We start from the raw sequence: 11,993 nt of genomic DNA, 5'->3' as shown, positions 1-11,993 counted from the left end.
TTACTTCCTCTTCGCCTTTTTGTCGGCCGCATGACCATAATAGGTCCGGGTCGGCGAGAATTCACCGAACTTGTGACCAATCATGTCTTCGGTCACGAGTACCGGAAGAAACTTCTGGCCATTGTAAACCCCAAAAGTGAGGCCTACGAACTGCGGCAGAATCGTCGAGCGCCGCGACCAGGTCTTAATTACCTCATTCCGGCCAGAGGCACGGACTGTATCGGCTTTCTTAAGAAGGTATCCGTCAACAAACGGACCCTTCCAAACGGAACGCGCCATTGTCTAGCCTCCTCCGTTAGCTCTTGTGACGACGGCGCATGATGAGCGCGTCAGTCTTTTTGTTCGAGCGGGTGCGTTTACCCTTGGTCGGCTTGCCCCAAGGCGTAACCGGGTGACGACCACCCGAAGTACGGCCTTCACCACCACCATGCGGGTGATCGATCGGGTTCATGGCAACACCACGAACCGACGGACGCTTGCCAAGCCAGCGATTACGGCCAGCCTTACCAAGATTCGTATTCTGCTGGTCCTGGTTGGACACGGCACCAATCGTTGCCATGCATTCACCACGAACCAAACGCACTTCACCGGAGGACAGCTTCAGCTGGGCGTAACCCTGGTCCTTACCGACAAGCTGCACATAGGCGCCTGCCGAACGTGCGACCTGACCACCTTTACCGGCTTTCAGTTCGACGTTATGGACGATGGTACCGACCGGAATATTCTTCAGCGGTGCGGCATTACCCGGCTTGATGTCTACGCGGTCGGAAGCGACAATCTGGTCGCCAACTGCGAGACGCTGCGGTGCGAGGATGTAGGCCAGTTCGTCGTCGGAATAACGAACCAGGGCGATGAACGCCGTACGGTTCGGATCGTATTCCAGACGTTCGACCGTACCGACAACATCAAACTTGTTACGTTTGAAGTCGATAATACGGTAACGACGCTTGTGACCACCACCGATACGACGGGCAGTGATACGACCTGCGTTGTTACGGCCGCCTTTCTTGCGCAGACCTTCGGTCAGCGCTTTGATCGGCTTGCCCTTGTGGAGATCGGAGCGATCGACAAGAACCAGCTGACGGCGACCAGGAGATGTTGGTTTAAACTTCTTCAAAGCCATTGTCTTAGATTCCCGTCGTCACGTCGATGGACTGACCCTCTTCGAGGGTAACCATCGCTTTCTTGAAATCACTCCGACGGCCGGCAGTACCACGAAAACGCTTGGTCTTGCCTTTCACCACTGAGGTGTTAACCGCCTTGACCTTCACCCCGAACAGACCTTCCACAGCAGCCTTGATTTCCGGCTTGGTGGCGTCGATAGCGACTTTGAACGCAACAGCGTTGTGTTCAGAAATCAGCGTCGACTTTTCAGTAATATGCGGGGCGCGGATGACTTCGTACATCCGCTCTTTGCTGATGATCGTCATTTGAGACGTGCCTCCAACGCTTCGACCGCACCCTTGGTCAGCACCAGGGTGTCACGGCGCAGGATGTCATAGACGTTGGCACCAACCTGCGGCAGAACGTCGATCTGCGGGATGTTGCGCGCTGCGCGAGCAAAACCTTCGTTGACCGATGCACCGTCGATGATGAGTGCCGATTTCCAACCGAGCTTGTTAAAAGCAACGGCCAGAGCCTTGGTTTTGGATTCCGAGAAATCCGCGCTGTCGAGGACGACAAGCTTGCCGTCTTTCGCTTTGGCCGACAGAGCGGTTTTCAGCGCGAGCTTGCGGAATTTCTTGGTCAGATCGTGCGAATGGTCACGAACGCGCGGACCATGCGCTACACCACCACCACGGAACTGAACGGCCTTGCGGGAACCGTGACGTGCACCGCCACTGCCCTTCTGGCGAACGAACTTTTTCGTGGTCGCAGAGATTTCGCTTTTTTCTTTAACCTTGTGGGTACCGGCACGGCGTTTCGCCAGCTGCCAGGTCACCATGCGGTGAAGAATGTCACGACGAACTTCCAGGCCGAAGATCTCTTCTGCAAGATCAATGTTGCCGGCGCTGGAAGCGTCCAGGTTCAATACGTCGAGCTTCATGATGCTTATTCCTTATCCTCGGCGGCAGCTTCAGCAACCGGGGCAGCACCCTTAAGCGCGGCCGGGAACGGCAGACCTTCCGGTGCAGCGCGTTTCACGGCATCCTTGACAAGGACATAGGCGCCCTGGTGACCCGGAACAGCACCGTGAACCAGAACCAGACCTTTGTCAGCGTCGGTCGAAACGACCTTCAGGCTCTGAACGGTGACGCGGGCAGCACCGAGGTGACCAGCCATCTTCTTACCTTTGAAGACGCGGCCCGGATCCTGGCACTGACCAGTGGAACCATGCGAACGGTGCGAAACAGACACACCGTGCGACGCACGCAGACCACCGAAGTTGTGACGCTTCATCGCACCGGCAAAACCTTTACCGATCGAGGTCCCGATAACGTCAACATACTGACCTTCGAGGAAGTGAGCGGCTGAAAGTTCAGCGCCAACTTCAATCAGGCCGTCTTCGCTGACGCGGAATTCGACGAGCTTGGCTTTCGGTTCGACTTTTGCTTTGGCAAAGTGACCACGCATCGGCTTCGATACGTTTTTAACTTTTGCCTTGCCGTAACCCAGCTGTACGGCGACGTAACCGTCGACATCATTGGTACGGTTTGCAACGACCTGCAGGTTATCAACCTTCAGGACGGTCACAGGAATATGCACACCCTCATCGGTGAAGATGCGGGTCATGCCGACTTTCTGGGTAATAAGTCCACTACGCATTGCGGCTTACTCCCGATTAAAGCTTGATCTCGACGTCAACACCGGCCGCAAGGTCGAGCTTCATCAGAGCATCAACGGTTTGCGGAGTCGGGTCGACAATGTCGAGAAGACGCTTGTGCGTACGGATTTCGAACTGTTCACGTGACTTTTTGTCAATGTGCGGAGACCGCAGAACAGTGTATTTCTCAATGCGGGTCGGCAGCGGAATCGGGCCGCGGACCTCTGCGCCAGTGCGCTTCGCCGTATTGACGATCTCGCGCGTGGACTGGTCCAGCACGCGATGGTCAAACGCCTTCAGGCGAATGCGAATGTTCTGACTATCCATGTAATTATGTACCGGAGCCCTCAAAAGGACACCGGCCCCTCAACTGGAGTTGACGATTGCCGCAAAAAGTATCGCGGGCGGCTTATGTAGCCGCCCGCGACACAAAGATCAAGGAAAATTATTCGATGATCTTGGCAACGACGCCCGCGCCGACGGTACGACCGCCTTCACGGATTGCGAAACGCAGACCTTCGTCCATCGCGATCGGCGCGATCAGGGTGGCGGTCATCTGAACGTTGTCGCCCGGCATCACCATTTCGGTGCCTTCCGGCAGTTCGATCGAACCGGTCACGTCAGTCGTACGGAAGTAGAACTGCGGACGGTAGTTCGAGAAGAACGGCGTGTGACGGCCACCTTCATCCTTCGTCAGGATGTAGGCTTCTGCCTGGAATTTGGTGTGCGGGTTGATCGAGCCAACATGTGCCAGAACCTGGCCACGTTCGACGTCTTCACGCTTGGTGCCACGCAGCAGCGCGCCGATGTTGTCGCCAGCTTCGCCCTGGTCGAGCAGCTTGCGGAACATTTCAACGCCGGTAACGGTGGTTTTAACGGTTGCTTTGATGCCGACGATTTCGACTTCTTCACCAACCTTGACGATACCGGTTTCAACACGGCCGGTAACAACGGTACCACGACCCGAAATCGAGAACACGTCTTCGATCGGCATCAGGAACGGACGGTCTTTCGGACGATCCGGAGCCGGGATGTAATCGTCAACGGCTTTCATCAGCTCGAGAATCGCGTTCTTGCCGATTTCGTCATCACGACCTTCAAGTGCAGCAAGAGCCGAACCCTTGACGATCGGAATATCGTCGCCCGGGAAGTCGTAGGAAGACAGAAGTTCGCGGATTTCCATTTCGACGAGTTCGAGCAGCTCTTCGTCGTCAACCTGGTCAACCTTGTTCATGAACACGACCAGTGCCGGAACGCCAACCTGGCGTGCAAGCAGGATGTGCTCACGGGTCTGCGGCATGGGGCCGTCAGCAGCCGAAACAACGAGAATGCCACCGTCCATCTGGGCAGCACCGGTGATCATGTTCTTCACATAGTCAGCGTGGCCCGGGCAATCGACGTGCGCATAGTGGCGGTTTTCGGTTTCATATTCGACGTGCGCGGTCGAGATCGTGATACCACGAGCTTTCTCTTCCGGTGCTTTGTCGATCATGCTGTAGTCCTGGAACGATGCACCGCCCTGCTCTGCAAGAACTTTGGTGATCGCTGCGGTCAGCGTGGTTTTACCGTGGTCAACGTGGCCGACGGTGCCAACGTTGACGTGCGGCTTTGTACGCGCAAATTTTTCTTTAGCCATTTTAAACTCCGTTTATTCCTAGCTTCGCCTTAACCGGCCGATTTGGCACGGACTTCGTCCGCGACAGCCTGCGGCACGTCGGCGTAATGATCGAACTGCATGACGAACTGGGCGCGGCCCTGCGACATGGAACGCAGCGTGTTGACGTAACCGAACATGTTTGCCAGCGGGACAAAAGCCGTGACGACGCGCGCGATACCGCGAGAGTCCATGTCACGAACCTGGCCACGACGGCTGTTCAGGTCGCCAATGATGTCGCCCATGTATTCTTCAGGGGTCACGACTTCAACCTTCATGATCGGCTCGAGAAGCTTCGGGCGAGCTTTTGCGAGACCTTCACGGAAGGCGGCACGTGCAGCGATTTCGAAGGCCATCACGCTGGAGTCGACGTCGTGGTATGCACCGTCGGTCAGGGTGATGGAAAGGTCGGTAACCGGGAAGCCCGCGATAACGCCATTCGGCAGCGAGCTTTCGAGACCCTTGGCAACACCGGGGATGTATTCCTTCGGAACGTTACCGCCAACGACGGTATCGGTGAAGGAGAACCCGCTGCCCGGCTCACCCGGCGTGAAGGTCAACTTGATACGGGCGAACTGACCCGAACCACCAGACTGCTTCTTGTGGGTGTAGTCGATATCGACCTGCTGCGAAATGGTTTCGCGATAGGCAACCTGCGGCGCGCCAACGTTAGCTTCGACCTTGAATTCACGCTTCATACGGTCGACGATAATGTCGAGGTGCAGTTCGCCCATGCCCGAAATCACGGTCTGGCCGGATTCGTGGTCGGTCTTGACGCGGAAAGACGGATCTTCCTGTGCCAGACGTGCGAGTGCCAGACCCATCTTTTCCTGGTCAGCCTTGGTTTTCGGCTCAACAGCAATTTCGATAACGGGATCCGGGAACTCCATGCGTTCCAGAATGATCGGCTTGGCCGGATCGCAAAGCGTATCACCGGTGGTGGTATCTTTCATACCGACCAGTGCCACGATGTCACCCGAGCAGGCGTATTTGATTTCTTCACGGTTGTTTGAATGCATAAGCAGCATACGACCGATACGTTCTTTCTTCTCCTTAACGGAGTTCAGAACGTACGAACCGGCATCAAGAACACCCGAGTAAATACGGATGAAGGTCAGAGAACCAACAAACGGGTCGCTCATGATCTTGAATGCCAGCGCCGAGAACGGTGCTTCGTCATTCAGCGGACGTGAATCGGGTTCATCTTCGGTGTTCGGCTTGACGCCGCGAACATCGGTGATGTCATCCGGAGCCGGCATGTAATCGATAACAGCATCAAGAAGCGGCTGAACGCCTTTGTTCTTGAACGCAGTACCGAGCAGAACCGGGACCAGCTTGGAAGCCAGGGTACCCTTACGGATACAGGCGATCAGCGTTTCTTCGGACGGCATGTCGCCTTCCAGATACGCTTCCATGACTTCTTCGTCGAATTCGACGGCAGCTTCGATCAGGGCTTCACGATATTCGTTCGCCTGGTCAACCAGGGATTCGCGAACATCGCGGTATTCGAACTCGGCGCCCAGGGATTCGTCTTTCCAGACGATTTCCTTGTTGCGAACCAGATCGACAACACCTTCGAATTCTGCTTCGGAACCAATCGGCAGCTGCAACACAGCCGTGTTGGCACCGAGACGTTCTTTCATCATTTCAACGCAACGGAAGAAGTCCGCGCCGGTACGGTCCATCTTGTTGACAAAGCACATCCGCGGGACGTGGTATTTGTCAGCCTGGCGCCATACGGTTTCGGTCTGCGGCTCAACGCCGGAAACTGCGTCAAACACGGCACAAGCACCGTCGAGCACGCGGAGCGAACGTTCAACTTCAATGGTGAAGTCAACGTGGCCCGGGGTGTCGATGATGTTAATGCGGTGATCTTTCCAGAAGCAGGTCGTCGCAGCAGACGTAATCGTAATGCCGCGTTCCTGTTCCTGTTCCATCCAGTCCATCGTAGCGGCGCCGTCATGGACTTCGCCGATTTTGTAGGACTTGCCGGTGTAGAATAGAATTCGCTCGGTTGTCGTGGTTTTACCGGCATCAATGTGCGCCATGATGCCGATATTGCGATACCGAGAGATCGGAGTACGTTGTACCATAATCGACTCTTGATCTTTGGGTCTGGGTTACCAGCGATAATGAGCGAAAGCCTTGTTGGCTTCGGCCATACGATGGGTGTCTTCGCGTTTCTTGACGGCGGTGCCACGGTTGTTGGCAGCATCCATCAGTTCACCAGCGAGACGACCAATCATGGTGGTTTCGGAACGCTTGCGCGCTGCGTCCACCAGCCAGCGAATGGCAAGTGCCTGACGACGTTCGGAACGAACTTCGACCGGAACCTGATAGGTCGCACCGCCAACACGACGCGAGCGAACTTCGACGTTCGGCTTCACGTTGTCCATGGCTTCATGGAACTGGGCAACGGGATCGCCGCCTTTGGATTCCATGATGTCAAATGCACCATAAACGATCTTTTCTGCAGCCGACTTTTTACCGTCGAGCATCAGACCATTCATGAATTTGGTCAGAACCTTATCGCCATATTTGGCGTCAGGAAGTACTTCGCGCTTCTCAGCAGCGTGACGACGAGACATTCAATGCGCTCCTTATTTCGGACGCTTCGCGCCGTATTTCGAACGACGCTGCTTACGGTCTTTAACACCCTGTGTATCGAGGGTACCGCGAATAATGTGATAACGAACACCCGGCAAGTCCTTCACGCGGCCGCCACGGATCATGACGACGGAGTGTTCCTGCAGGTTGTGGCCTTCACCCGGGATGTAGCTGGTTACTTCGTAGCCGTTAGTCAAACGGACACGGGCAACCTTACGAAGTGCCGAGTTCGGCTTCTTCGGGGTGGTGGTGTAAACACGGGTGCACACGCCACGCTTCTGCGGGCATGCTTCCAGTGCAGGCACCATATCGCGCTGCGAGCGCGGTGACCGCGACTTGCGGATCAGCTGGTTAATAGTAGGCATTAACTTTCCCTTTTGCCTTAACGGACGCCACTTGGGCGTACTCTATCGACGCACGACGAGCGACCGCGCTGCTTTTGCCATAAAGACAAAAACATTGCGGACGCCCAAAAAGCAGGTTTGATCCTGCCTCGACGGCCGTCAAAGTCGCTTGATGCGACGGAAGGGCGTTTCCGCCCGGAACCATTATCGGCACCGTCACAGAAACACCCCCCAAGATTCGGTGGGCGCATACTAGTGACGGGCCCATATCGCGTCAAGCAAAACCCTTGGAGCCATCGAGTTGGCGCTTCAAACGCCGAAACGAACCGGGGCGTCGATAAGAAATTCCCGGTTCGTCTCTGATTCTTTAATAACCTTGCGCGTAAATCCTTACTCGCCAGCCGGGAGGCTTGGGGACTCGGAACCGCCCTGCGGACCGAAGTTATCCCCGATTTCTTCCTCTTCAGCTTCGAGCTGGACCACACGGTCGCGTTCGCTGGCAAGAGCGCGGAAGCGATTCATTACCGCACCGGTACCTGCCGGGATCAGACGACCCACGATCACGTTTTCTTTCAGACCGATCAGCGTATCGGTTTTACCCGATACGGCAGCTTCGGTCAGAACGCGCGTGGTTTCCTGGAACGACGCGGCCGAGATGAAGGAATGCGTCTGGAGAGAAGCCTTCGTGATCCCCTGGAGGACCGGTGAGGCTTCTGCCATATCGCCGCCTTCACGGGCAGCTTTTTCGTTCTCGGCTTCGAAGTCGACGCGGTCGACAATTTCGCCAACCAGAAGCGTGGTGTCACCCGGTTTGGTGATTTCCACTTTCTGGAGCATCTGACGAACGATGACTTCGATGTGCTTGTCGTTAATCTTCACGCCCTGCAACCGGTAAACTTCCTGGATTTCATTAACCAGGTAGTCGGCCAGTGCCGGAACGCCCATAACGCGCAAGATATCGTGCGGAACCGGTGAACCATCCATCAGGAGGTCGCCACGCTCGACGAAGTCCCCTTCCTGAACGGCAAGATGCTTGCCTTTCGGGATCAGATATTCGATCGGCTCGACACCGGCATCATCATGCGGATGCAGGATGACACGACGCTTGTTCTTGTAGTCCTTACCGAATTCAACGCGACCAGCGATATCGGCGATGATCGCGTGTTCTTTCGGTTTACGGGCTTCAAACAGCTCGGCGACGCGCGGCAGACCACCAGTGATGTCACGGGTTTTCGAACCTTCACGCGGGATACGCGCAAGAACGTCACCGGCATTGACCTTCTGACCGTTTTCAACGGAGAGGATCGCGTCAACCGACAGGAAGTAACGGGCTTCAAGGCCGTTATCCAGGTTGATGACCTCGCCATTTTCGTCACGCAGGGTGACGCGCGGCTTAAGATCGGATGCTTTCGGCTGGCTCTTCCAATCGATAACCGTTTTGGCACCGATACCAGTTGCTTCGTCGTAGATTTCGCGAATGGTCGTCCCTTCGATCAGGTCGACATAGTTCACGAAACCTTCTTTCTCGGTGATGATCGGCAGGGTGTACGGATCCCACTCGGCCAGTTTCTGGCCACGGGAAATCTGTGCACCGTCTTCGGTCAGCAGCTTCGCACCGTAAGGAACACGGAATTTCGCGCGTTCACGACCATTTTTGTCGAGAAGCAGAATTTCCAGGTTACGGGCCATGACGATGTTGACGCCCTTGGAGTTCGTCACCACAGCATGGTTCTTGATCTTGACGGTCGCATCGAAGTTGGCTTCGACACCGGAAACTTCCGCACCACGCTGCGCGGCACCACCAATGTGGAACGTACGCATGGTCAGCTGGGTACCCGGTTCACCGATTGACTGTGCGGCGATAACACCAACAGCTTCACCGATATTGACAGTCGTCCCGCGAGCAAGGTCACGACCATAGCAATGGCCGCAAACGCCGGTTTCGGCATCACAGGTCAGCACCGAGCGAATACGCGCGGATTCAACACCGGCTTTTTCGATCAGATCGAGATGGTCTTCGACAACCATTTCGTTCTTGCCAACGATTTCCTCGCCGGTTGACGGATCAACGATGGCATCAGCGGTGTAACGACCAAGGATACGATCCGACAGGGTTTCGATAACTTCACCCGAGTCAACAACAGCCGCAATATCGAGGCCCCGTTCGGTGCCGCAATCATGCTGGGTGATGATCGAATCCTGGGCGACGTCAACGAGACGACGGGTCAGGTAACCGGAGTTTGCCGTTTTCAGCGCCGTATCGGCCAGCCCCTTACGGGCACCGTGGGTGGAGTTGAAGTACTCCTGCACGGTCAGGCCTTCCTTAAAGTTGGAAATGATCGGCGTTTCAATGATCGAGCCATCCGGCTTTGCCATCAGACCGCGCATGGCGGCAAGCTGACGCATCTGGGCGGCAGAACCACGGGCACCGGAGTGCGCCATCATGTAAACGGAGTTGATCTGGTTGCCTTCCTTCGTTGCCGAAATGCCCTTCATCATGGCTTCGGAAACGTCGTCAGTACATTGCGACCAGGCGTCGACCACCTTGTTGTATTTTTCACCACGGGTGATCAGGCCGTCCTGATACTGCTGTTCGTATTCCTTGACCTTTTCGTGGGTCGTGTTGACCAGCGGTTCCTTGGCATCAGGAATGACCATGTCATCCTTACCAAAGGAAATGCCCGCACGGCACGCCCAGTTAAAGCCAAGACCCATCAGGCGGTCAGCAAAAATGACCGTCTCTTTCTGGCCGCAGTGACGATAGACAATGTCGATAACGTTCGAGATGTCTTTTTTGGTCAGCAGCTTGTTGATCGTCGAGAACGGAATGCGCGGATGACGCGGCAACAGTTCCGAGAGCAACATACGGCCCGGGGTCGTCTGAACACGAATAGTGATCTTTTCGTTGTTCGCATCGACAGTATGGTAACGGGCATTGATTTTCGAATGCAGACCAACTGCACCGGAATCAAGCGCCTGTTCGATTTCGGCGATATCGACAAAGGACATGCCTTCGCCGGGTTCACCTTCACCATCCATCGAGATGTAGTACAGACCAAGCACGATGTCCTGGGACGGCACGATAATCGGACGACCCGATGCCGGCGACAGGATGTTGTTGGTCGACATCATCAGCGTACGGGCTTCGAGCTGGGCTTCGAGCGACAGCGGCACGTGAACGGCCATCTGGTCGCCGTCGAAGTCAGCGTTAAAAGCTGTACAGACGAGCGGATGAAGCTGGATTGCCTTACCTTCGATCAGGGTCGGCTCGAATGCCTGGATACCAAGACGGTGCAGCGTCGGCGCACGGTTGAGCATGACCGGGTGTTCGCGGATAACCTGCTCGAGGATATCCCAGACTTCCGGACGCTCTTTTTCGACCATGCGTTTGGCAGCCTTGATCGTGGTCGCCATACCGTACAATTCAAGCTTCGCATAAACGAACGGCTTGAACAGTTCGAGCGCCATTTTCTTCGGCAGGCCGCACTGGTGCAGCTTCAGGCTCGGACCCACGGTAATAACGGAACGACCGGAATAGTCGACGCGCTTACCGAGAAGGTTCTGACGGAAACGACCCTGTTTGCCCTTGAGCATGTCGGACATCGATTTCAGCGGGCGCTTGTTGGCACCCGTGATCGGACGGCCGCGACGGCCATTGTCAAACAGTGCGTCGACCGATTCCTGCAGCATACGCTTTTCGTTACGCACGATGATATCGGGCGCACGCAGTTCGATCAGGCGTTTCAGACGGTTGTTACGGTTGATCACGCGACGGTACAGATCGTTCAGATCCGACGTTGCGAAACGACCACCATCAAGCGGAACCAGCGGACGCAGTTCTGGCGGAATGACCGGAATGACTTCCAGAATCATCCATTCAGGACGGGCACCCGAATCACGGAAAGCTTCGATCAGCTTCAGACGCTTGACCAGCTTCTTGCGCTTGGCTTCCGAGTTGGTTTCCTTGAGGTCGAGCTTGGCGACTTCGTATTCGTCATCAAGGTCGATCGCAGCAAGCATGTCGCGGATGGCTTCTGCACCGATACCGGCACGGAAGCTGTCTTCGCCATATTCTTCCTGTGCCGTGGTGAACTGGTCTTCGCTCAGAAGTTCACCCATCTTGAGCGGGGTCAGACCCGGCTCAATAACGACATAGTTTTCGAAATAGAGAATACGCTCAAGATCCTTGAGCATCATGTCGAGCAACAGACCAAGGCGGCTCGGCAGGGATTTCATGAACCAGATATGCGCAACAGGTGCTGCCAGTTCAATATGTCCCATGCGTTCGCGACGCACTTTGGCCAGCGTGACTTCGACGCCGCATTTTTCGCAGATAATACCGCGATATTTCATGCGCTTGTACTTGCCGCACAAGCATTCGTAATCCTTAACCGGACCAAAAATGCGCGCACAGAACAGACCGTCGCGCTCCGGTTTGAAAGTCCGGTAGTTGATGGTCTCCGGCTTCTTGATTTCACCAAAAGACCAGGAACGGATACGCTCCGGGCTGGCGATCTGAATGCGGATCTGATCGAAGCTTTGGGTGCCCTGAGGCTGCCCGAAGATCTTCATCAACTCGTTCATAAAGGCTCTCCCGCTATGCCCGGCCGCGCCGGGTTTCGCC

The 11,993-nt window shown here is 55.7% G+C and carries 11 protein-coding genes; all 11 read right to left on the bottom strand.

All coding sequences use genetic code 11. From position 1 onward, the window contains the following. A complete protein-coding gene (gene rpsS, locus CSC3H3_RS05850) occupies nt 1-279 on the bottom strand; it encodes a 30S ribosomal protein S19 (protein ID WP_008892178.1) in 279 nt (92 codons plus the stop codon). Nucleotides 280-295: 16 nt separating this feature from the next. Beyond that, entirely contained in the window at nt 296-1,123 is an 828-nt protein-coding gene (rplB, locus tag CSC3H3_RS05845; RefSeq protein WP_101269349.1) for a 50S ribosomal protein L2, read from the bottom strand. A 4-nt stretch (nt 1,124-1,127) separates the two neighbouring features. After that, nucleotides 1,128-1,430 (bottom strand): 50S ribosomal protein L23, encoded by a 303-nt coding sequence (locus CSC3H3_RS05840; protein ID WP_073953852.1) that lies wholly within the window; start codon nt 1,428-1,430, stop codon nt 1,128-1,130. Continuing rightward, on the bottom strand, nt 1,427-2,047 hold the full coding sequence (gene rplD, locus CSC3H3_RS05835; RefSeq protein ID WP_101269347.1) for a 50S ribosomal protein L4: 621 nt from the start codon (nt 2,045-2,047) through the stop codon (nt 1,427-1,429). The genes CSC3H3_RS05840 and rplD overlap by 4 nt, the downstream gene beginning before the upstream one ends. Nucleotides 2,048-2,052: 5 nt before the next feature. Further along, complete coding sequence (rplC, locus tag CSC3H3_RS05830; protein WP_101269345.1) at nt 2,053-2,766, bottom strand: 50S ribosomal protein L3; 714 nt, start codon at nt 2,764-2,766, stop codon at nt 2,053-2,055. Between the two features lie 16 nt (nt 2,767-2,782). Continuing rightward, nucleotides 2,783-3,091, bottom strand: a complete 309-nt coding sequence (rpsJ, locus tag CSC3H3_RS05825; RefSeq protein ID WP_007091508.1) for a 30S ribosomal protein S10 — start codon at nt 3,089-3,091, stop codon at nt 2,783-2,785. Between the two features lie 118 nt (nt 3,092-3,209). Next, entirely contained in the window at nt 3,210-4,400 is a 1,191-nt protein-coding gene (tuf, locus tag CSC3H3_RS05820; RefSeq protein WP_101284269.1) for an elongation factor Tu, read from the bottom strand. 29 nt (nt 4,401-4,429) lie between these two features. Beyond that, nucleotides 4,430-6,511 (bottom strand): elongation factor G, encoded by a 2,082-nt coding sequence (gene fusA / locus CSC3H3_RS05815; RefSeq protein WP_101284270.1) that lies wholly within the window; start codon nt 6,509-6,511, stop codon nt 4,430-4,432. A 27-nt stretch (nt 6,512-6,538) separates the two neighbouring features. Continuing rightward, entirely contained in the window at nt 6,539-7,006 is a 468-nt protein-coding gene (gene rpsG, locus CSC3H3_RS05810) for a 30S ribosomal protein S7 (protein ID WP_101271775.1), read from the bottom strand. A gap of 12 nt (nt 7,007-7,018) precedes the next feature. Next, nucleotides 7,019-7,390, bottom strand: a complete 372-nt coding sequence (gene rpsL, locus CSC3H3_RS05805; protein WP_073957450.1) for a 30S ribosomal protein S12 — start codon at nt 7,388-7,390, stop codon at nt 7,019-7,021. A 369-nt stretch (nt 7,391-7,759) separates the two neighbouring features. Next, on the bottom strand, nt 7,760-11,953 hold the full coding sequence (gene rpoC, locus CSC3H3_RS05800; RefSeq protein ID WP_101271773.1) for a DNA-directed RNA polymerase subunit beta': 4,194 nt from the start codon (nt 11,951-11,953) through the stop codon (nt 7,760-7,762). Nucleotides 11,954-11,993: the final 40 nt, after the last annotated feature.

Origin of the sequence: Thalassospira marina (assembly GCF_002844375.1) — a bacterium.
Classification (GTDB): domain Bacteria; phylum Pseudomonadota; class Alphaproteobacteria; order Rhodospirillales; family Thalassospiraceae; genus Thalassospira; species Thalassospira marina.
This window is presented reverse-complemented; position numbering and strand designations above follow the sequence as displayed.